Raw genomic sequence first — 20,302 nt, forward strand, 5'->3', positions numbered from 1 at the left:
CGGTGCTTCCTCCTGGACGCCGCCCGAATCCGTGAGGACCAGGTGGGCCATCGCCAGCAACCGGCAGAACTCTCCATAATCCAACGGTTCGGAGATAATGATGTTGGGCTTATCCTCGATGGCAGGCATCACAGCCTCGCGGACGACCGGGTTCATATGCAGGGGTACAACGATGGTCACTTGCGGTTCTGCAGCGGCGATCGCCGCCAGAGCCCTGCCCATACCGCGCATGGCCTCGCCTTGGTTCTCACGCCGGTGAGTGGTGACGAGCAGGATTTTGGAACCAGTCTCAGCCAACTGCTCCAGCCGTGCATCAGTGAATGGAACTCTCTTTTCGAGCGTCATAAAAAGAGCGTCAATGACGGTGTTGCCTGTAACAATTATGTCCTGGGCAGGTATGTTCTCCCGAAGCAAGTTTTCCCGGCTGTTAATTGTGGGTGCCAGATGGAGGCTGGCGATCTGCGAAATCATTTTCCGGTTGGCTTCCTCTGGAAAGGGGGAGAATAGGTCTCCGCTACGTAGGCCAGCTTCCAAATGAATAACCGGAATTCCGTGATAGAACGCTGCTATCGCCCCTGCCGTAGAAGTCGTGGTGTCACCCTGGACGATGACCGCATCCGGCTTATTTACAATGAATAACTTGTCCAGGCCCTCGATGGTCCTGGAGAGGATCGCGTTTAGCGTTTGTCCAGGAGCGAAGATATTAAGGTCGTGATCCGGCACGATGTCGAACAGGCTGTTTACCTGATCCAGCATCGACCTGTGCTGGCCAGTGACCGTGACGAAGCAGTCAAGAGTTGCTGAGCCCTGGAGCGCGGCAACGATCGGAGCCATCTTGATGGCCTCCGGCCGGGTTCCATAAATCGGCATAACAACTGGCATGAGCTTCCCCCAAAACACGCTTGATAAAAGACGGTAAAGTACAGCCAGTCTAGCTGATTCACCGACGGGCTGACCGTGAAATTCGCGAGGTTGCGGTGAGGGAGCAATCGCCTTATTGGGTCAGCCGAAGAGGACCAAAAGAATAATAAGTGCCGGAACAGACAGACATACCAAAGTCGTCACAAGCAGTGCCACCATACGCTTTTTCCGATAGGCCTTGTCGTTCTCGGACATGAGCGCGCGGCGTGGTTTCAACGGGCGCCCTGAAGCGTCGGCCCGCTTCCCGTCGCTGGAGCCCTTCTTAGGCTGCGGAGAGGAACTCTTCATGTGTCTCGCCGCGGCAATGTCCGAGTACTGCTTGTGCGCCATGGACTTAACTTTCCCATATTGGAGCAAATCGCCATCGGCGTCGCCACGGTGGCTGCGGTAGGCTTCCTACTGTCCAAACTGGCACGGAGGCATTGGTGCCGTGTGCCGGAACACAGCGACAGCACGGAACGGGATTACTTTGCAGACTAAGATCACCGCCAATGCGCAAGCGCTGAAGCGATGGTTGAGTAAGGCCGAGGTCTCCCTGGGGAACCACAGTGACCGGCTGAACGCCATCAACATCTTCCCGGTGGCCGACGGCGACACCGGCACGAACCTGTACCTCACTATGCGTGCGGCCTCTGAAGCAGCGGCCGCGCTGGATACCCAGGACATCGGCGAACTGCTCTCGGCGGCAGGCCGCTCCGCAATGGAACAGGCCCGCGGCAATTCCGGGACATTGCTCTCCGTCTTCCTTACGGCCATGGCCGAGCCGCTGCAGGGCAGCACCCGGCTGTCAGCTCCGCTGCTCGCGAGGGCAATGGACCGGGCGCAGCTGCGCTCCTGGTCAGTGCTCAGCGATCCCGTCCCCGGCACCATGCTCTCCGTGCTCGAAGAGGCAGCACGGGGCGCATCCCGGGTTGAGGCCGCCCAGAACGGGGACGATTCCAACGCCGGCCTCGCCGTCACGCTCCGCGCGATGATGGCGTCAGCCCTGGCCGCCGTCGTGCGCACCGAGGAGCAGCTGCAGACCCTGACCGATGCCCGGGTTGTGGATGCCGGCGGCGTCGGATTCCTGCTGGTGCTGGACGCCCTGCGGGCCGCGGCCCTGGGCGAGGAACTGCAGCGCGAGCTGCTCGACGGACTGCACGGCTACGACGTCCAGGACCCGCACATCCACAGCACACAGCCACAGCTCGAAGGCGTGGAAGTCATGTGCACCATCACTCTCAGCCCGCTCGACGCCGCCACCATGCGGCTCTCGCTCGATGAGCTGGGGGAGTCCGTGATCATGAGCGCCGTCAGCCCGGTGGGAGACGGCTACCGCTGGCGGGTCCACGTCCACACCCCGGACGCCGGGGCCGTCCTGGAACTGCTGCGCACTGTGGGTGAGCCGACCAACGTCACGATCACCGAGCTGTCCGCCAACGGGCACCAGACCACCGAAATCCCGCAGGTCCCGGTCCCGGGGGAAACTGCCGCCAGCGGCGGCCTGACCCGCGAAGCCTGAGGCCCATGCAGGCGATGCAGGACAGGATTCCCGGCGAACTCGACTACCCGCTCGACCGCCGGATTGGAAAACGCTCCGCGGACAAGATCGAGCAGCAGCTCGGCATCTCCACCGTAGGAGAGCTGCTGCTGCATGTTCCCCGCCGCTACCTCGAACGCGGCGAGCTCACCGCGATTGCCGAGATCCCCTTCGATGAGGAAGTCACGCTGGTCGCCCGCGTGCAAAGCAACAACGCACGGCGGATGCAGACCCGCAAGGGCATGATCGTCGAGATCACTGTCACCGACGACGCCGGCGGTTCGCTCGGCCTGCTGCACCTGACCTTCTTCAACGGCTACGGCGCGCAAAAGGACCTTCAGGTGGGGGCCCGGGCCATGTTCTCCGGGAAGGTCGGCGTATATAAAGGCCAGCTGACACTGACAAACCCCAACTACGTGCTGCTGGCCGACGACGCCGATGACGAGGAAGAGGCCAAACGGCCGATACCCGTCTATCCCGCCACGGCCAAACTAACCAGCTGGGATATCAAGAAAATCATCGAGCTGCTGCTGGACAGCCTGCAGGCTGAGCGGCTGCGGGATCCGGTCCCCGAACCCATCCGCACCCGGGAGCACCTGATGGGCCTGGCTGCCGCCTACGAAGCCATCCACCGCCCTGCGGACATCAAGGAAGCCCATACGGCCCGCCACCGCTTCCGCTACCAAGAGGCCCTCATCCTGCAGACGGCCCTGGCCCGCCGCCACGCCTTTACCGCGCTCCAGGACGCCACCGCCCGGCCTCCGGCCGTGGGTGGGCTGCTGGACACGTTCGACGCAGCCCTGCCCTTCACGCTCACTGCCGGCCAGGAAAAGGTTGGTTCGGAACTGGCAGCGTGCCTTGCCCAGGCACACCCGATGAACCGGCTGCTGCAGGGTGAGGTGGGCTCCGGAAAAACCCTGGTTGCGCTCCGGGCCATGCTCCAGGTCATTGACGCCGGTGGCCAGGCAGCGCTGCTGGCTCCCACCGAAGTCCTCGCCGCCCAGCACCACGCCTCCATTACCCGGACGCTGGGTCCGCTGGCTGAAGGCGGGCTGCTGGGCGGAAGCACTGAGGGAACCCGTGTGGCGCTGCTGACCGGGTCAATGGGGGCCGCGCAGCGCAAGGCCGCGCTCCTGGACGCTGCCAGCGGCACCGCGGGAATTGTCATTGGCACCCATGCCCTGCTTGCGGAGCATGTCCAGTTCGCCGACCTCGGGCTCGTCGTCGTTGATGAACAGCACCGCTTCGGCGTTGAACAGCGGGACATTCTGCGGGCCAAGGGCCGGGACAGCACGCCCCACCTGCTGGTGATGACCGCCACCCCCATCCCGCGCACCGTTGCCATGACCGTTTTCGGTGACCTCGATGTCTCCACGCTGGCCGAACTGCCAGCCGGCCGGGCACCGATTTCCACTTTCCTGGCGCCGCTGGCTGACAAGCCCGCGTGGGGTCCGCGGATCTGGGCACGCGCCCGGGAGGAAATCGACGCCGGCCGGCAGGTTTACGTGGTGTGCCCCAAGATCGGGGAGCGGGAGGAGGAACCCGGCACGGAACTCGCCCTGATCGAGGATCTGCCCGGTAAGCCCGCCGCCCAACGGACCCAGCGCCCGCTGGCGTCCGTCCTGGAAACGATGGAACGGCTGCAGGAGCTGCCCGTCCTCGCCGGCACGCGGATCGCGATGCTGCACGGCAGGATGGACCCGGCGGAGAAATCCGCGGCCATGGAGGCGTTCAACCGCGGGGAGATCGACCTACTGGTCTCCACGACGGTGATTGAAGTTGGTGTGGACGTCCACAACGCCACCATGATGGTGATCCTGGACGCCGAACGGTTCGGCATGTCCCAGCTCCATCAGCTGCGTGGACGCGTTGGCCGTGGCGGACTGCCCGGCACCTGCCTGCTGGTGACGAATCTTGAACCCGGGCACCCGAGCCGGGAGCGGCTGGACGCGGTGGCCGCGACGACGGATGGCTTCGAACTCTCCCGCCGGGACCTGGAACTCCGCAGGGAAGGGGACATCCTTGGTGCTTCGCAGTCCGGCGGACGGTCGACGTTGAAGCTTCTCCGCGCTATCCAGGACGAAAAAGTCATCGAAAAGGCCCGGACCGACGCGCAGGAGCTGGTTACAGCCGACCCTGACCTGCTCGATTACCCGGGACTCAACGAAGCGATCGATGCTTACCTCAACCCGGAAAAGGAAGCTTTCCTGGAACGCGGCTGATGCCGGGCCTGCTTCGGCGGCTGGCTAAAGTGGAAGCATGAGCCGCATTATTGCCGGGGCTGCCGGCGGAACCACCCTGTCCAGCGTTCCAGGATCAGGAACGCGGCCCACCACGGACCGGGTCAAGGAAGCACTCTTCTCCCGGCTGGAGTCCTACGAAATCCTCTCCGGCGCCTATGTCCTGGACCTTTTCGCTGGCTCCGGGTCCCTGGGGGTGGAAAGCGCCAGCCGCGGAGCCGGCCGCGTCGACCTGGTGGAACTGGCGGAAAAGGCCGCCGGAGTCTGCCGCAGCAACGCCGGACTGGTGAATCGTGTGCTCGGCAAGGAACGCGTGCGGGTACACCGCGCCAAGGCGGAGACCTACCTGCTCCGGGTTCCCGAGGGCCTGGCCTGGGACCTGGTGTTCCTGGACCCGCCGTACGACCTGGACGAAGACGGGCTGGCAGGCGTCCTGCGCGCCCTCACCCCGCACCTCGCGTCCGGCGCCGTCGTGGTGGTGGAACGCTCCACCCGCTCTCCGGAACCCGTGTGGCCGGACGGGCTGGAGCGCTTCAGCGAACGCGCCTACGGCGAAACGACCCTCTGGTTCGCCGAACCCACGCAGCCGGACGCGGAGCAGGAAACAGCCGAACGCTGACGCCTCGCGCCCCGGGCGCTCTCGGCTGAGTCCTAGCGCCCGGACGCGAAGGCGTCCAGCTCGGCCCCGGTCAGCACGGCCGCGGGATGCGGTCCCGCCGCCAGCAGAGCCGTGGTCCACTCCCGCGGCCAGCGGAACGGGGTGCCGGCCAGGACGATGTTCCCCGGGTGGCGGCCGGTGAACATGCTCGTATCTCCCAGGGCTGCCACCTCGCCGCCGGCAGCGCTGAAGACTTCCTGCATTGCGGCGGCCTGCCGGCGGGCGAACGCCAGCGGGGGATCGTCGCCCACATTGACCAGCAGCACACCGGTTTCGGCCAGCAGGTCCAGCAGTTCCGCGTAGTACCCCCGGGTCGTCAGATGCTCCGGAGCATCGGCACCGGCAAACACATCCAGCACGATCACGTCGAAGGACGCCGGGGCAAAGCGCTCAAGTTCTGCCCGCGCGTCACCGATCACGGTCTGCAGCCGGGTTCCGGCGGGCAATGGCAGGTACGCGAGAACGTAATCGAGCAGCTCGCGTTCGAGCTCGACGGCAGCCTGCTCCGAGCCGGGCCGGGTGGCTTGGACATAGCGGGCGAGCGTCAGCGCGCCGGCACCCAGATGCAGGGTCCGCAGCGGCTGGCCCGCCGGTGCGGCGAGGTCCAGGACGTTGCCGATCCGGCGGAGGTACTCATAGAAGATCTCCTGCGGCCGCTCCAGGTTCACGTGCGACTGCTGGGCGCCGCCGATGGACAGGATCCAGGCGCCCTCGGTAAACGCGTCCTCATCCAGCTCGGCATGCGCGCCGATCCCACGGAGCAGGCGCGACGGCGGACGCCCGGCCATCTAGAGCGCCTCGCCAAGATGGGAGAGGCGTTCGGCCGCTTCCTGCAGCACATCGAACCGCTTGCAGAACGCGAAGCGCAGCAGTGTGCGGGTCCGTTCCGCGCCCTCCGGGTGACAGAACATGGCGACCGGGATAGCGGCGACGCCGACCAGTTCGGGCAGGCGCCGGGCGAGGTCGGTGGCGTCGGTGATGCCCAGGGGAGCGACGTCGGCGTTCACGAAGTAGGTGCCCTGCGGTGCGAAGACCTCCAGCCCCGCGGCCGCCAGCCCGGCGGACAGGACGTTGCGCTTGGCCCGCAGCGTGCCGGCGGTGTCCGTGAAGAAGGAATCGTCCATGCGCAGGCCGGCGGCGATAGCCGCCTGGAACGGCGCTCCGGAACTGTAGGTCAGGAAGCTCTTGACGGTACGCACGGCGGCCACCAGGTCCGCGGGCCCGCTGAGCCAGCCGATCTTCCAACCGGTGAGGGAGAACGTCTTGCCCGCTGAGGAGATAGTGAGAGTCCGCTCAGCCGCACCCGGCAGCGTGGCCACGGGGATATGGCGTGGACCGAAGGTCAGGTGCTCATAAACCTCATCGGTGATGATCACGGCGTTGTGCCGGATAGCCAGGTCCACGATCCGCTGCAGGACCGGCTCCGGGAACACGGCACCGGTGGGGTTGTGCGGGTTATTGACCAGGACCACGCGGGTTCTGTCAGTGAAGGCCGCTTCAAGGGCGTCCAAGTCCGGCTGGAAGTCCGGGGCCAGCAGGGGAGCGGTGGCGTGGATGGCGCCGCTCAGGCCGATCACCGCACCGTAGGAGTCGTAGAACGGCTCAAAGGTCAGGACCTCGTCGCCGGGTCCCGTCAGCGCCAGCAGGGCCGAGGCGATGCCCTCGGTGGCTCCGGTGGTCACGATGACCTCTGTCGCCGGGTCCAGCTTCAGGCCGTAAAAACGTTCCTGGTGGTCGGCAACCGCTTCGCGCAGCACCGGCAGGCCCTGGCCAGGGGCATACTGGTTGGCGCCGGCAAGGATGGCCTTGCGGGCCGCATTGCGGATTTCCGCCGGTCCATCCTCATCCGGGAAGCCCTGGCCCAGATTGATCGCGTTGTGGGCGCCGGCCAGCCCGGTGATCTCCTCAAAGATAGTTACCCCGAGGTTCCCGTCGGCTCCGAGCAGGTTGGCGCCTGCCGCGGTCCGCTGCCAGGGGGCGGGGGAACCGTCCCGGGAGTCTCGGAGCGACGGCCTGCGGGGTGTTGAAGTCATGCCTTCAAGTATTACCCGGACGGAGCCGGTAGATTCGACATTATGCGACGCGCAGTATGCCCCGGCTCCTTTGACCCGATCCACAACGGCCACCTGGAAGTGATTGCCAGGGCCGCCAACCTCTTCGATGAGGTGATCGTGGCCGTCTCCACCAACTACGCCAAGAAGTACCGCTTTTCCGAGGACGAGCGGCTGGAGATTGCCGCGGAAACCCTCGGATCCCTGGCCGGGGTGTCAGTGGTGCCCATGGGGCACGGCCTGCTGGCCGACTTCTGCCGCGAACATGGTGCGAATGCGATCGTAAAGGGCCTGCGCTCCGTTCAGGACTATCAGTACGAACTTCCGATGGCCGTGATGAACCGGCAGCTGAGCGGCGTCGAAACCGTGTTCCTGGCAGCGGAGAATTCGTACACGCACCTGTCCTCGAGCCTGATCAAGGAAGTAGCTGCCCTGGGCGGGGATATTACAGCGTTCGTTCCGAGCGCCGTGCTGAAGCGGATGGATGCTTCGGCCTAGCGGCTCCTAGGCGCAGATCCCCGCGCTGGACCATGCATGGCGCCTGCCAGGTCATGGCAGCAACCGGACAATCGGATCTTCACGGGGCAGCGTCAGCACCGCGATGTTCATGCCACAGCTGCACCAGCCTCGGTGCACAAGCGTAGGTCGAACAGTAACGTGCGCCAGTCCAATGGGGACACGAGAGGTATCCTGCTTGTGTATTTCTGCGTGTTCTCCCACACGAAAGATGGACGGGTGCCTCACTTACATACGACGACTGGTCCATCTAGCTCTTTCTATACGAATACCTGGGACCGTGCTGCGCCTCGCTGGTCACAAGCCTGTATCAGACTGCGGGAACCTTAGCCAAGAAGCGTTCCACAGTTTGGCATATGACAGCGTCAGGATTTAGTCTCTCAATAATCCGCATATCAACGTCAGGGCTCCAGACTAGGGTGAAGCGCTTGAATAAACGCGAGAACCACCAAGACATTTGGTTGGCATTTTTTCCGTTGCCGAAATAAGAGTTTCCAAATACCAATATATGTCTATCAATTGGCGCAAGATCGTTTACCCAATTGACACGCGTACCGATGTGACCTCCGTCCGGCGGTTCAACCGTTGATACAGGATCGATGGCAGGGCCGAACTCGGAGAGCGTATGCTCGTCGGGCAGAGCAAGTCGATCGTATAGGTCGAATCCAACGAGCCGCCACCCCATGTCTCCCCGTAAATACTCGAAATTCGGGCCGATACGTACCGAGTCGAAGAGTGCATCCTCACAGAGGTCAAGGTTCGTCAACACTGTGCGTGTCAAAGCCAATGCTGATTGAGTCGAAAAATGGCTGTCAACCTTCATCCACGACGGCGACACAGACTCGTCCCACGTTCTAAAGAGATCCAGAGAGTCTATGAACCAGTCTTCAGTGGCCACTGCGTCGATGAGGCGTCGGTACAGCGGTGTTGGGGTTGCCACGTCTAGTGGCATCAAATCGGCGAGAACGCTGTTTTTCTCCGGAATGACAAGCTGGCGAAAGGGCACTCCCATCTCCGCCAGAGATTGAGCGCGTTTGTGGAAAGTCTGTAGCCACTCATCAGCAAACCTCTCGATCAACTGCTTGCCGTTGGGTGGCCCTGAAGGTGATCCCCACGCATATTGCCGCTCAAGCGAGTTGCCTCCGCCCCTAAGGAAGAGATTTCCGCGTTCTCCTACTATCGTGACTCCGTCGCCCGACGTTGTGCCTACAGGCATTTCGAAAGGGGACATCTTGATTGACCCAAGCCCCAATCGCGTCCCAATAGGAGTGTTGACATGGGAAAAGTTTCCCCGGGCAACCTTGAGATCATTCGGCATCACGTCAACAAGTTTGTTTATGAGTGCATGGCAACTAGCTACCGTGGGCAAGGGATGGTCTTCGGTGCCCCAAAGAGCATGGACTGCTGTAACTCCGTTTTGTACATTGAAAGGAGAAATCGGTTGTCCTGCGGAGACCGTGAAACCCACGGCTGCTATGCCTTTGGCTGATGATACGTCGCGGCGCGCCTCACCGAGCGTGACCCCTTTAGTCCGGAATATGTTGCTTTCACGGATTTGAAGAGGGGGAACCTGGCCGTTGCGGAGCTCGATCCAGCCACTAAATGCGCCCCTGGCAAAGTCAATGGACTCAACTCGGCCTTGAGGAAAGTCGTTGGCCGTAGAGGGCAAGTCTTCTAGTCCCGGGATCACTCGGTGCGCCTGCAACCGTAGACATGATTCCGCGAAGAGGGCAGGCAATTCATGTCTTTTTTGTCCTTAGTTAGCTCGAATAGGGAGAGGTCTGGCGCAGCTCAATAAATGCTGGGTCATAGTAGTTGGCAGGCTGTATTCAATAGTGGAGTATACAGAAATGTCTAGAAGAAAGGAGGGCTGCATGCAACCAGCTGGATGAGGGGCAATGACTTGCTGAGTTTGATGGAATTCGGGAGTGAGGGCGGGATCCGTGCGAGTAACGAGCCCACAGAGAATCATCGGCGTCGAAAAGCTCAACCCCCTAGATAGGATTGGCGCAGGCGGTCCGCAGCGCCGTAGCCGCCAGGCCGCCTGTTTCCTGAACGAACCGTCCCAGCCACTGCTTTACCGAAAGCTGAGGCTCCGAAGCGACCATGGTGGTTTTCACCGTTGAGCACTGTTCAATGTTCACTTCGGCGCGCACAACATGGTATTTCGACGTCACCACGATGATCTCGTCCCAGCCGTTATCCGCCGCCAGGCGCGCCACCGACCGGGCCTCGGCTCGGGTCGACAACGGGGAGGGCGTGAAGCACTCGATCGCCGGGTTGGTGCTGTACTGGCAGACGAAGTCCGTATTGGCGTTGCCCGGAGTGTCTGTCGTGGACAGGACCAGAACCGGTGCATACCCGTCCCGCAGCAGCTGCTGACCGACCGGAAGCCGCTCAGAAGCTGCACCGGCCAGCACCACTATGGCGTCCGCACGGGCGGGCTGCGTGGCTGCCTGGGGGTAGAGAAACAAATTTGCGCTCACCAACAGCCAGACCAGCAGTGCGCACAGCACCGCAGCTCCGGCCCGGGCAAGGAAGCGCCGGGATCCGGCAGCAAGGCGAACGAAGAACACCCCGCTAGCCTAGGCGAGTGCCGCCCGTACGCCTGAATCGGCGTCGTGCCCGGCTGGCGCTAGACTGGAACGGTATGCGGCGCCTTGTGCGCGGCGCCTGCCCCAAATATCCGCCGGGCGGGCCGGTTTGAGAGATTCCGGTTGGTCAGGCTAAGATGATATGTCGGTCTATGTTCTACAGGAGTTCTCATTAGCGTTTCATCGCGGTCACATCCGAGTTCCCCCTTGGCAGTCAATGTCAAGGATCTCGGGCGCAGCCCGGGGACCATGCGGACAATGCATGAGCATCTGCCGGCACCGACAGACTTCGGTGTTGCGCTTATCGGCGTACCCGTCGGATCGGACATTGAGCTCGATCTGCGGTTTGAGGCCGTGCACGAAGGGATTTTGGTATCAGGAACCGCAGTTGTCCCCGTAAGGGGCGAATGCGGCCGGTGCCTGAAGCCCATCGCGTACGACCAGGACGTCGATGTGCAGGAACTCTTCTACTACGAGGACGCTGAGTCCTTCGGAGAAGAAGAGGAAGAAGAGCAACGCCGGATCGAGCGAGATGTCATCGATCTTGAACCGGTTTTGCGGGACGCAGTGGTAACCACCCTGCCGTTCCAGCCGGTGTGCCGGGAGGACTGCGAAGGCCTTTGCCCCGATTGCGGGGTGCGCCTTGAGGAGGATCCGGGTCACCACCATGAAGTCGTGGATCCTCGCTGGGCAGCCCTTGCCGGGTTGACTGGCACCGCCGCTGACAACGAAGCGGCAAAAAGTACAGAGTCAGACGAGAGAGAAGAGAGTTAGTCGTGGCTGTTCCCAAGCGGAAAATGTCCCGCTCGAATACGCGTGCACGCCGGTCCCAGTGGAAGGCAACTGCGCCCAACCTGGTAAAGACCGTTGAGAACGGCCGCGTTACCTACAGCCTGCCTCACCAGGCCAAGGTCGTAACCGACTCTGCAGGCACTGCGCTGTTCCTTGAATACAAGGGCCGCAAGGTAGCGGACGTCTAAGACCAGTGTTTGTCCCCTTTGCGACTGCCCTCACCGGCGGCCGTTGAAGGGGCGCACTGCTTTTCGGGGCAAAATCACCAAGTGAAAAATACTGAAGAGCTTCTGAAGCGTCTCGGCGTCGATATCGATGCCGGGACGCTTCGTCTTGCGCTCACCCACCGCTCCTACGCCTACGAACACGGCGGCATCCCCACTAACGAGCGACTCGAGTTCCTCGGCGATTCCATTCTCGGTTTCTCCGTCACCGATGCGCTGTACCGGGACAACCCTGATCTGTCCGAAGGCGAACTTGCCAAGCGGCGCTCCGCCGTCGTCAGCACGAAGGCACTTGCCTCTGTGGCCCGCCAGCTGCAGCTCGGCGAATTCATCCTGCTTGGCCAGGGTGAAAAGCTGACCAATGGCCGGGACAAATCCTCGATCCTGGCTGATACCACCGAAGCCCTGATCGGTGCGGTCTACCTGTGCCACGGCATGGAGACGGCGCGGGCCATGGTCATGCGTTTGATCGGCCCGCTGCTCCATGATGCCGATGCACTGGGTGCGGGGACCGACTGGAAGACCAGCATCCAGGAAATCGCCGCCGCCCGGAAACTCGGCGACATCGAATACCGGGTTACCGGCTCCGGACCTGACCACTCCCGCAGCTTCGTCGCGGTGCTCCACATTGGCGGCCAGCCCTACGGGACCGGCAACGGACGCTCCAAAAAGGATGCCGAACAGGAAGCCGCAGCAGACACCTGCCGACGCCTGAACGAAGGTAAGTCGCTTCCGGCCACCCCCACAGCCGGCGCCTAGCCTCCCCGCGATATGCCCGAACTCCCCGAAGTCGAGGTAGTCCGCCGCGGCCTGGCCCGCTGGGTACGGGGGCGGACCATCCGAAGCGTGGAGGTCCTTGACCCGCGCTCGGTGCGGCGCCACGCCCCCGGCCCGGAAGACCTCCGGGGTAACCTCGAGGGGGCACTGGTACTGGACGTGGTCCGCCGCGGCAAGTTCCTCTGGATGCCCCTCGTAGAGGAGGGCGCACCCGGTGAACCACCGCCCTTCGCGCTGATGGCGCACCTGGGCATGAGTGGCCAGCTGCTCATGGAGGATCCATCACTGCCGGATGAAAAGCACCTGAAGGTCCGGTTCACCCTCAGCGCCGCCTCGGACGCCGATGGCACGCCGATGCCGCAGGAGCTGCGGTTCGTGGACCAGCGCATTTTCGGCGGAGTGTTCCTGGCCGACCTGCAGCCGACGCCCGATGGGGAACCGGGTGGCCTCTCTGAAACCGGATTGGCGCTGATCCCGTCAGAGGCGGCCCACATTGCCCGTGACCCGCTGGACCCGGCATTCTCCTTCGACTCGTTCTATTCGCGGCTGCGCTCCCGCCGCACCGGCATCAAACGGGCGCTGCTGGACCAGGGCCTGGTCTCCGGCGTCGGGAACATCTATGCCGATGAAGCCCTCTGGAGCGCTAGGCTCCATTTCGCCCGGCCCACGGACACCATGCGCCGCGCTGACGCCCTGCGGCTGGTGGAATCGGCGCGGGACGTGATGACCCGCGCCCTGGCCGCCGGCGGCACAAGTTTCGATTCGCTCTACGTCAACGTCAACGGTGCCTCCGGCTACTTCGCCCGGTCGCTTAACGCTTACGGGCGGGAGGGGGAGCCCTGCCTGCGCTGCGCCGAAGCCGGCCGCTCAACCCTGATCCGCCGGGATTCCTTTATGAACCGGTCCTCCTACAGCTGCCCGGTCTGCCAGCCCAAGCCACGCAACGGGCGCTGGTAGCAAAGCCGGGCATTTCTTGCTGGCGGTGAGGTAGGTCAGCGAAGAATTTCGATGAGTGCCACCCAGGCGAAAGATGCTCCCCCGATGACGCCGAGGACCGCTCCGGTACCGAGCCATGCCAGCCCGGCGGCGTCGCCCGCCAGGAGCAGAACCGAGCCCCCAGCATAGGCGAGGACCGGTGCCAGTATCAGGACGGCCTTGGGAAACCGTGTCCCGCGGGGAGCGCCTTGGCTGCGGTACACGGACCGGACAGCGCGGATCACCACGACGGCCAGGACGGCGGTGCCAACCGCTGCCTCGGCGCCGTAGGCCCACAGCGGCTGGCCGGGCACCAGCCCCAGGGCGCACACCACCAGCGCCAGCGTGAGCGTAGCGACAGCCGCTGCAGCACGGGCGGGGAGCGGTTCCGCGGCGAGAATATCCTTGATGTTCACTGACATCGCTACGATGAGCAGCCCCACCAGCGCAGCGGTGCCGCCAAGCATGGCAACGTTGAACTCGCTCCAGGCCTCAAGCTCAAGCGGCGTTTCCATGCCAGCACTGTAGCGTGCGCTGCCGGTGTTCTCAGCAGTGCCGGCGCGTTAGCTCCGGCGCAGCTCGGCAACGAGGGCATCGTTGTAGACCGGCCAGGCTTCCGCTGCCCAGGGCCCGAAGTCCTTATCCGTCAGCACGACGGCGGATGCGCGCAGTTCCGGGTCAACCCAGAGGAAGGTGCCGGACTGGCCAAAGTGGCCGAAGGTCCGGGGAGAGTTGGTGCTTCCGGTCCAGTGCGGGGATTTGCTGCCCCGGATTTCGAAGCCCAGGCCCCAGTCGTTCTCCTTCTGCCGGCCGAATCCCGGCAGGACGCCGGTGAGGCCCGGGAAAGCGACGGCCGTGGCTGCCGCCAGCGACTCGGACGAGATCAGCTTGGGCGCCTGGAGCTCCGCGGCGAACCGCGCCAGGTCGGAGGCAGTGGAGACGGCGCCCGCTGCGGCGGAGCCCTCCAACGTGGTGGCCGACATGCCCAGCGGTGCCAGGACGGCTTCCTGCAGGTAGTCGGCGAAGGAAATGCCCGTGGCCTCCTCCAGCGTCTCAGCCAGCACTTCGAACCCGGCGTTGGAGTACAACCGCCGTGTCCCCGGTTCGTAGCGGACGCTGCGGTCCCCGAAGTCGTATCCGCCGGTGTGGGCCAGCAGATGGGCGATGGTGGACCCCTCCGGCCCCGCAGGATCGTCGAGAGCCACTGCCTCCTCTTCCAAGGCGACCTGGAAGGCATATGCCGTCAGCAGCTTGGTCACCGAAGCCAGCGGGAAGCGCCGGTCGTGGTCGCCGTCGGCTCCCAGGATGGAGCCGTCGGCAGCGATGACAGCGGCGGCGGAATGCTCGGCGGGCCAGTCCTGGATCAGCGCTGTGCTTTTCATGCCTGCCATCCTATGGCGCCGGCCGGCTGGGGGCGTCCTGCCGTGCCGCCGTAGTGGCCGGCCAGGCGGCGCATTCCCTCGTCGATGGAAACCTCGGGCGTCCAATCCAGCACCTCGTGGGTGTGGCGCTGGTCGAACCAGTGCGAGGTGGAGAGCTGTTCGGCCAGGAACCGGGTCATGGGCGGTTCGTCCTGGACCAGGCCACGGGATCCGGCAGCGAGCCAGGCTCTTTCAATAACGCTGCCTGCGCCGCGGGCCAGCCAGCCGGGAACGCTGAACGCCGGGGGCCGTACTCCGCCGGCGGCGCAGATACCGGACATCAGCTCACCGACGGTGCGCGGCTGCCCGTTCGTCACCACCAGCGCCTGCCCATGGGCCTGCTCCATCCGTTCCAGCCCGCGGACGATGGCCGAGGCCGCGTTGTCCACGTAGGTGGTGTCAATCAAAGCCGCGCCGCCGTCCAGCAGCGGCAGCCGGCCGGAACGCGCCCGGTCAATCACGCGCTCCACCAGCTGGGTATCGCCCGGGCCCCAGACTACATGCGGCCGGATCGCGGTCACCCGCAGTTCCCGGGAGTCAGCGGCCAGCGCCAGAAGCTCCGCGGCGGCCTTTGACCTTGCATAGTTCCCTCGCGCCCGGTCCGGGTCCGCCGTCCCGGCACCGGCCCCGGCAATCGGTTCGCCGAAATGCGCCACGGAGGGGGAAGAGACAAAGACCAGGTCCCGGACTCCTGCCGCGCGGGCCGCGTCCAGGACGTTGCGCGTCCCGTCGATGTTGGTGGCCGTGAACTCGGACCAGGCACCGGTGAAAGACACCTTCGCCGCCAGGTGAATGACGGCGTCCATTCCTTCCATCGCACGGGCGACCGCTGCAGGATCAGTGACGGAACCCGCCACGGAGTCCAGCGAGCCGGCCGCCGGCCGTCGCTGGAACGTCCGGACAAGGTGCCCGCGTTCGGTCAGGAGCCGGGCCACGGTGCCGCCCAGCAGGCCGCTGGCACCAGTGACCAGGATGCGCCGGCTCATCGCCGGGCTCCCGGTGCGGTGATCCGGCCGCCGGCCAGGACCTTGGCAGCCCAGGCGCCAAGGGCCGCACGGTCGATTTTGGAGTTGTGCCGGATGTCGGTGGGCATCTGTGGGAGCACGAGGACGGCCGCCAGGTCCAGGCCGCAGGCAGCAGCCACGGCATCCCGGACCGCTGCGGCCGTTACCTTGTCCGCCGGTCCGGCCTTCTTGGCACCGGAAACGGGTTCGACGACGGCCACCGGCACCTGCGTGCCGGCGGGTCCAACTCCGACCAGGGCAGCCAGGCGCACTTCAGGCACACTCTCGGCCGCCTGCTCGGCGGCCACCGGAGTGACCGGGCCGTCAGGCGTGGTGAGGACATGCCCAATCCGGCCCTCAACCCAGAGCCGCCCGTCGGCGTCGAAATGGCCTACGTCTCCGGTCCGGTGCCACCCGGGAACGGAGGAACTTTGTTCCTCCGTGATCCACAGGCGGTCGTAGCGGTCCTTCACATGCGGGGCGCGGACCAGGATCTCGCCGGTGACACCGGCCGCCTCCGAAAGCTCGGCTCCTGCCGTGCCGTCGGGGCCGAGGGCTGCGATGGCCACCTGCGCTCCTGCGACGGCCGAGCCGACGCAGACGCCGTTGCCGGGACCGGCCTTGCGGATCTGTTCCAGGCTGATATCGGTGACCGGCAGGGCCTCCGTCATGCCGTACGGGGTGTGCAGTGCGGCCTGCGGCACCAGATCCTGGACCCGGCCCAGCAGCGGCTCCGGGATCGGAGCTCCCGCGGACAGCAGCAGTTCCACCCCGGCGAGGGCTTGGCGCTGCGCGGCGCTGAGCTCATCCGCCGTCGCCAGCACGTTCGCCAGGGCGGCCGGGGAAGCGAAAACGGTCGTAGCGTGGACAGCGGCTGCCGCGTCGGCCAGCGCCCGGGCACTGAGGGTGCGCGGCGCGGTGACGTCCATGTCCGGCGTCACCGAAGTGGCGCCGAGAGCGGGTCCCAGCAGGGCAAACGGTGCGAAACCGGCGACCAGCGAGGACCCCGCCCGCAGGTTATAGGTCTCCTTCAGGGTGTCGCGCATCGCCGCGAGGCCGCGGTGCGTGTAGACAGCTCCCTTGGCCGGCCCGGTGGAGCCGGAGGTGAAGAGGACGGCGGCGTCGGCGTCGGGATTTACACGGTGCTCCGGCACAGGTTTGCCGGTGCCGGCCTCCACCAGCTCGGCAACCGTGTGCTCCGCGCCCAGCAGCCGGCACCGGGCCGGTGCAGCGTCTCCGGCGAGGATGCGCGTTCCGGGCCAGCCGAACAGCCTGGCCCCTGCAATGGCACGTTCGATCCCGACGATGAACTGCGGACCAGCGCCCTTGATGGCCCGGCTCAGCCCGGCCCGGCCGAGTCCGGCGTCGGCCACCACCACCACCGCGCCCAGGCGAAGGCAGGCATAGATCAGCGAGGTCAGCTCGATCCCCGGGGGCACCAGCAGGTTCACCCGGTCGCCGGGACGGACGCCGATGCCGGCCAGCCCCGCTGCGAGGGCATCCACCCGGGCGGCAAGCTGCTTCCAGGACAAGCTGGCCGGCGGCGCGGCGGCTGCATCGCCGGAGGCTGCCGGGGCCATGTCCAGGACGGCGGGGGAGTCCTCCCCGCAACGCTCATCCAGTTCCGCGAGCATGGGCCGGAAAGCTGCCTTCGGGGCCGCGGTGCGTGCCGGCGCAGCGGCATTGACCGACCGGTCCAGCCAGCTGAACACCGGGGCAGCGATGTCCCGGTCTTCGGGCAGCAGGTGCCCGGCGCCCTCGAACCGGTGGACATCGGCGTGCGGCACGCGTTCAATCAGGTCCCGCAGGTAGCGGTCGGAGAAGACTGGGTCCTTGGGGCCCCACAACGCCAGCACCGGAACCTTGAGCCCGCGGATTCCCTCCGCGACGCGGGTCAGGGCGCGGAAGCTGGGATGGGTTTCGTCCGTGGGGATGTCCGCCACGAAGTTCCCGACGCCGCTGCGCCGCGCCGCGCCGCGGTACGGGGAGGCGAATGCCCGGCGGACTTCCGGTGCCAGCGCCGGCTGGGCCAGGGCATGGGTGACCCGGAGAAACGCGTCAGTGCTGACGGTGCCCCAGCCATGCACTGCAGGATGCAGGGCGAGCTGGAGGGCCGGAGGAAGGGAAAACCCGGCCGGATGCACGGCCGTGTTGGTCAGGACCACGCCGGCAAGGTCGCGGCGGTGCGCCAGCGCCCAGCCCAGGGAAATGATCCCGCCCCAGTCGTGGCCCACAGTGACTACGGGCCCTTCCAGGCCCAGTTCCGCGGTGAGGTCTGACAGGTCGGTAATCCGGTCAGCGAGCCGCCGGAACGCGCCGGTGCGCGCCGAATAGCCCATATCGAGCTGGTCCACGGCGATAACCCGCCAAGGCCGCTCGGTGGTGCTCCCGGCAGCGGCCAGAGTGCGCCAGAGATAGGACCAGGTCGGATTGCCATGGACGCAGAGCAGGGTGCCGGCCGGTTCCACGCCCCGGGCGGCGAGATCGGGGGCATTGTCCAGCACATGCCACTTGTGGGAGGTGCCGGGCCGGTCCACTGCCGCGGAGGAGGGAACCTGGACATAACGGGACCACGCGGCCGGAACACCGGGCCAGAGTTCAGCTACCACGCGATTTCCATCATGGTGGTGTTCAGGCCCGATCCCACGCCCATGCAGAGCACCCGGTCACCCGGGTGCAGGGACTTTGATTCCTGTGCCAGCGTCATGGGCAGGGAAGCCGGTCCCACGTTGCCCCACCGCGGGAAGGTGATCGGAACCCTCTCACGGTCCAGATCCACCGCCTTGATGATGGCGTTCGTGTAGGAGTTCGATACCTGGTGGGTGACGTAGCGGTCCATGCCGTTCCAGTCCCAGCCGTTGGCCTGGGCCTCATGCCAGGCGGTGACCACCAAGTCCAGCCCGCCGTCGAGCAGCCCCTTGGTGTCGGTGTACATACCGCCTTCGCTGCCGACACAAAGTTCGTGGTGTTCGGTCCCGGCGCGGGAGACCCCGCCCAGGATCCGATGCGAGCCCGGGTGGTCCCCGGCCCGGCCGATCACTGCTGCCGCGGCGCCGCTGCCCAGGGTCAGGGTCGCGAATTCGCGCAGGTAATCCTGCCGGGTGGAGTCCTCCCGGTTCAGCCGACCGAAGGTCGCTTCCTGAACGCCCTGGGAGTCCTCACCGGCGACGATCAGCGCGTAGTCGATCTGCCCGGACTCGATCATGTTCGAGGCCATGGTGATGCCGTTCACGAATCCGAGGCAGGCGTTGGCCAGGTCGAAGTTCAGGGCTGAGGACGGCAGGCCCAGATGATGGTGGATCTTCACGGCAACGGAGGGCTCAAGGTTTTTGCGGGTCACGGAGGTGTTGATCAGCAGGCCGATCTGGGCCGGTTCGACGCCGGCCTCGGCCATTGCCTTGGCGCCGGCTTCGATCGCGCCGTCTTCGAAAGTGGTGCCCGGGGCCCACCATCGGCGCTCGCTGACGCCTGCCACCCGCTCCAGCAGTCCCTTGGACAACCGCAGCCGTTTGAGTGAGGGCTGGAGCTGCTCATCGAAATCCTGTGAGCTGACTACGACGGGCGCCTCTACGCTCTTCACGCTCAGGAGTGCGGTGTTGGTGTGGTGGAAGTTGAAGTTCCCGCTCAAAATGCCTGCCTTGTCTGCTGCCAAAAGATCGCGGTCCGGGCCCTGTTGGAACCCGTAACGGCGCCGCCGAACCATATGATTCTTCTAGAAGCCTACTTTCCTGCCGAGCCTGGAAAGCTCGAAAGCCCGGATTACGCTCTGCGAGTACTGCGCTTAAGTGTGAGGTAACCCAAGGCTTTAGGGAATCTTCGACAAACGAGAGACAGAGGCAAGTGCACTTAAAAACCCTCACGATGCGGGGCTTCAAATCCTTCGCGTCGGCCACCACCTTTGAGTTCGAGCCGGGGGTGACCGCTGTTGTCGGTCCGAATGGCTCGGGTAAATCCAACGTGGTGGACGCCTTGGCATGGGTGATGGGGGAGCAGGGAGCGAAAACGCTGCGCGGCGGCAAGATGGAGGACGTCATTTTTGCCGGCACCTCCGGCCGTCCGCCGCTGGGCCGGGCCCAGGTGTCGCTGACCATCGACAATTCCGACGGCGCCCTGCCGATCGAGTATTCCGAGGTCACCATTTCCCGCACCCTGTTCCGGGCCGGCGGCTCGGAATACGCGATCAACGGTGCCCCGTGCCGGCTGCTGGATATCCAGGAACTGCTCTCGGACTCCGGGTTGGGCCGGGAGATGCACGTCATAGTGGGGCAGGGCCAGCTGGATAAGGTGCTGCACGCGTCAGCGGAGGACCGCCGCGGTTTCATCGAGGAGGCCGCCGGGATCCTCAAGCACCGCAGGCGCAGGGAAAAGACCGTACGCAAGCTGGACGCGATGCAGGCGAATCTGGCCCGGCTGACTGACCTGACGGCCGAGCTGCGCCGGCAGCTTGGTCCGCTGGGTAAACAGGCCGCCGTCGCGCGGCGTGCCCGGCAGGTCCAGCTGGATGTGCGGGACGCCCGCGCCCGCCTGCTCGCGGATGACATCGTTACCCTCTCCACCGCCGTCGAGCGTGACACGGCCGCCGAGAGCGCGCTCAAGGACCGCCGGCAGGA

20 protein-coding genes are annotated in these 20,302 nt (G+C 65.2%); 9 read left to right on the forward strand and 11 right to left on the reverse strand.

Annotated elements, in window-relative coordinates:
- Both wecB and RTN46_RS04735 read right to left on the reverse strand, forming a co-directional pair.
- The coding region (gene wecB, locus RTN46_RS04730; RefSeq protein ID WP_312179415.1) for a non-hydrolyzing UDP-N-acetylglucosamine 2-epimerase at positions 1 to 882 on the reverse strand (882 nt) is incomplete at its 3' end.
- 120 nt (positions 883 to 1,002) lie between these two features.
- Positions 1,003 to 1,251 carry a hypothetical protein gene (locus tag RTN46_RS04735; protein WP_312179417.1) on the reverse strand — a complete coding sequence of 83 codons (249 nt, stop codon included), beginning with the start codon at positions 1,249 to 1,251 and terminating at the stop codon, positions 1,003 to 1,005.
- A 184-nt stretch (positions 1,252 to 1,435) separates the two neighbouring features.
- Here RTN46_RS04735 and RTN46_RS04740 point away from each other — a divergent pair, with 184 nt between their 5' ends.
- The 3 genes from RTN46_RS04740 to rsmD are packed head-to-tail and all read left to right on the forward strand — an operon-like array spanning position 1,436 to position 5,299.
- On the forward strand, positions 1,436 to 2,422 hold the full coding sequence (locus RTN46_RS04740) for a DAK2 domain-containing protein (protein ID WP_312179418.1): 987 nt from the start codon (positions 1,436 to 1,438) through the stop codon (positions 2,420 to 2,422).
- Between the two features lie 14 nt (positions 2,423 to 2,436).
- Positions 2,437 to 4,662, forward strand: a complete 2,226-nt coding sequence (locus tag RTN46_RS04745; RefSeq protein ID WP_396157333.1) for an ATP-dependent DNA helicase RecG — start codon at positions 2,437 to 2,439, stop codon at positions 4,660 to 4,662.
- Between the two features lie 37 nt (positions 4,663 to 4,699).
- Positions 4,700 to 5,299, forward strand: a complete 600-nt coding sequence (gene rsmD, locus RTN46_RS04750; protein ID WP_312179421.1) for a 16S rRNA (guanine(966)-N(2))-methyltransferase RsmD — start codon at positions 4,700 to 4,702, stop codon at positions 5,297 to 5,299.
- Positions 5,300 to 5,331: 32 nt separating this feature from the next.
- Here rsmD and RTN46_RS04755 read toward each other — a convergent pair whose 3' ends face one another.
- Both RTN46_RS04755 and RTN46_RS04760 read right to left on the reverse strand, forming a co-directional pair.
- Positions 5,332 to 6,126 carry a fused MFS/spermidine synthase gene (locus tag RTN46_RS04755; RefSeq protein ID WP_312179423.1) on the reverse strand — a complete coding sequence of 265 codons (795 nt, stop codon included), beginning with the start codon at positions 6,124 to 6,126 and terminating at the stop codon, positions 5,332 to 5,334.
- Positions 6,127 to 7,371 carry an aminotransferase class I/II-fold pyridoxal phosphate-dependent enzyme gene (locus RTN46_RS04760; RefSeq protein WP_312179424.1) on the reverse strand — a complete coding sequence of 415 codons (1,245 nt, stop codon included), beginning with the start codon at positions 7,369 to 7,371 and terminating at the stop codon, positions 6,127 to 6,129.
- 42 nt (positions 7,372 to 7,413) lie between these two features.
- Between RTN46_RS04760 and coaD the strand changes: the two genes are divergently transcribed.
- Positions 7,414 to 7,887 (forward strand): pantetheine-phosphate adenylyltransferase, encoded by a 474-nt coding sequence (coaD, locus tag RTN46_RS04765; RefSeq protein ID WP_312179425.1) that lies wholly within the window; start codon positions 7,414 to 7,416, stop codon positions 7,885 to 7,887.
- 328 nt (positions 7,888 to 8,215) lie between these two features.
- Here coaD and RTN46_RS04770 read toward each other — a convergent pair whose 3' ends face one another.
- Together RTN46_RS04770 and RTN46_RS04775 are read right to left on the reverse strand one after the other, a co-directional pair.
- Positions 8,216 to 9,595 (reverse strand): hypothetical protein, encoded by a 1,380-nt coding sequence (locus RTN46_RS04770; protein ID WP_312179426.1) that lies wholly within the window; start codon positions 9,593 to 9,595, stop codon positions 8,216 to 8,218.
- Between the two features lie 304 nt (positions 9,596 to 9,899).
- Entirely contained in the window at positions 9,900 to 10,481 is a 582-nt protein-coding gene (locus RTN46_RS04775) for a YdcF family protein (protein ID WP_312179428.1), read from the reverse strand.
- A 225-nt stretch (positions 10,482 to 10,706) separates the two neighbouring features.
- On the opposite strand from RTN46_RS04775, the gene RTN46_RS04780 reads away from it, so the two are divergent.
- The 4 genes from RTN46_RS04780 (at position 10,707) to mutM (ending at position 13,249) form a co-directional block, all read left to right on the forward strand.
- Complete coding sequence (locus RTN46_RS04780; RefSeq protein WP_312179430.1) at positions 10,707 to 11,273, forward strand: DUF177 domain-containing protein; 567 nt, start codon at positions 10,707 to 10,709, stop codon at positions 11,271 to 11,273.
- 2 nt (positions 11,274 to 11,275) lie between these two features.
- Positions 11,276 to 11,479, forward strand: coding sequence for a 50S ribosomal protein L32 (gene rpmF / locus RTN46_RS04785; RefSeq protein WP_055240805.1), 204 nt, complete (start codon positions 11,276 to 11,278; stop codon positions 11,477 to 11,479).
- A gap of 81 nt (positions 11,480 to 11,560) precedes the next feature.
- Positions 11,561 to 12,274: a ribonuclease III gene (rnc, locus tag RTN46_RS04790; RefSeq protein WP_312179437.1), complete on the forward strand. Its 714-nt coding sequence runs from the start codon at positions 11,561 to 11,563 to the stop codon at positions 12,272 to 12,274.
- A gap of 12 nt (positions 12,275 to 12,286) precedes the next feature.
- Entirely contained in the window at positions 12,287 to 13,249 is a 963-nt protein-coding gene (gene mutM, locus RTN46_RS04795) for a bifunctional DNA-formamidopyrimidine glycosylase/DNA-(apurinic or apyrimidinic site) lyase (RefSeq protein ID WP_312179439.1), read from the forward strand.
- 35 nt (positions 13,250 to 13,284) lie between these two features.
- On the opposite strand, the gene RTN46_RS04800 is transcribed toward mutM, so the two are convergent.
- The 5 genes from RTN46_RS04800 to RTN46_RS04820 are packed head-to-tail and all read right to left on the reverse strand — an operon-like array spanning position 13,285 to position 19,320.
- On the reverse strand, positions 13,285 to 13,782 hold the full coding sequence (locus tag RTN46_RS04800; RefSeq protein ID WP_312179441.1) for a hypothetical protein: 498 nt from the start codon (positions 13,780 to 13,782) through the stop codon (positions 13,285 to 13,287).
- A gap of 48 nt (positions 13,783 to 13,830) precedes the next feature.
- Positions 13,831 to 14,649 (reverse strand): serine hydrolase domain-containing protein, encoded by an 819-nt coding sequence (locus RTN46_RS04805; RefSeq protein ID WP_312179442.1) that lies wholly within the window; start codon positions 14,647 to 14,649, stop codon positions 13,831 to 13,833.
- Positions 14,646 to 15,674, reverse strand: coding sequence for an NAD-dependent epimerase/dehydratase family protein (locus RTN46_RS04810; protein WP_312179443.1), 1,029 nt, complete (start codon positions 15,672 to 15,674; stop codon positions 14,646 to 14,648). The genes RTN46_RS04805 and RTN46_RS04810 overlap by 4 nt, the downstream gene beginning before the upstream one ends.
- Positions 15,671 to 18,301, reverse strand: coding sequence for an alpha/beta fold hydrolase (locus RTN46_RS04815; protein ID WP_312179445.1), 2,631 nt, complete (start codon positions 18,299 to 18,301; stop codon positions 15,671 to 15,673). Before RTN46_RS04815 ends, RTN46_RS04810 begins: the two co-directional genes overlap by 4 nt.
- The gene (locus RTN46_RS04820; protein ID WP_312179447.1) at positions 18,295 to 19,320 is read right to left on the reverse strand and encodes a 3-oxoacyl-ACP synthase III; all 1,026 of its coding nucleotides are present in this window, start codon (positions 19,318 to 19,320) and stop codon (positions 18,295 to 18,297) included. Before RTN46_RS04820 ends, RTN46_RS04815 begins: the two co-directional genes overlap by 7 nt.
- 212 nt (positions 19,321 to 19,532) lie before the next feature.
- On the opposite strand from RTN46_RS04820, the gene RTN46_RS04825 reads away from it, so the two are divergent.
- Positions 19,533 to 20,302, forward strand: a 770-nt coding sequence (locus RTN46_RS04825) for an AAA family ATPase (RefSeq protein ID WP_312179449.1), incomplete at its 3' end; no start/stop codon positions are given.

This window comes from Arthrobacter sp. (genome assembly GCF_031988865.1).
Lineage (GTDB): Bacteria > Actinomycetota > Actinomycetes > Actinomycetales > Micrococcaceae > Arthrobacter_B.

Bases quoted from the DNA above. Each gene is read 5' to 3' on its own strand.
- RTN46_RS04735 (WP_312179417.1), bottom strand. From the start codon at position 1,251: ATGGCGCACAAGCAGTACTCGGACATTGCCGCGGCGAGACACATGAAG.
- RTN46_RS04745 (WP_396157333.1), top strand. From the start codon at position 2,437: ATGCAGGACAGGATTCCCGGCGAACTCGACTACCCGCTCGACCGCCGG.
- rsmD (WP_312179421.1), top strand. From the start codon at position 4,700: ATGAGCCGCATTATTGCCGGGGCTGCCGGCGGAACCACCCTGTCCAGC.
- RTN46_RS04755 (WP_312179423.1), bottom strand. From the start codon at position 6,126: ATGGCCGGGCGTCCGCCGTCGCGCCTGCTCCGTGGGATCGGCGCGCAT.
- RTN46_RS04760 (WP_312179424.1), bottom strand. From the start codon at position 7,371: ATGACTTCAACACCCCGCAGGCCGTCGCTCCGAGACTCCCGGGACGGT.
- coaD (WP_312179425.1), top strand. From the start codon at position 7,414: ATGCGACGCGCAGTATGCCCCGGCTCCTTTGACCCGATCCACAACGGC.
- mutM (WP_312179439.1), top strand. From the start codon at position 12,287: ATGCCCGAACTCCCCGAAGTCGAGGTAGTCCGCCGCGGCCTGGCCCGC.
- RTN46_RS04800 (WP_312179441.1), bottom strand. From the start codon at position 13,782: ATGGAAACGCCGCTTGAGCTTGAGGCCTGGAGCGAGTTCAACGTTGCC.
- RTN46_RS04805 (WP_312179442.1), bottom strand. From the start codon at position 14,649: ATGAAAAGCACAGCGCTGATCCAGGACTGGCCCGCCGAGCATTCCGCC.
- RTN46_RS04810 (WP_312179443.1), bottom strand. From the start codon at position 15,674: ATGAGCCGGCGCATCCTGGTCACTGGTGCCAGCGGCCTGCTGGGCGGC.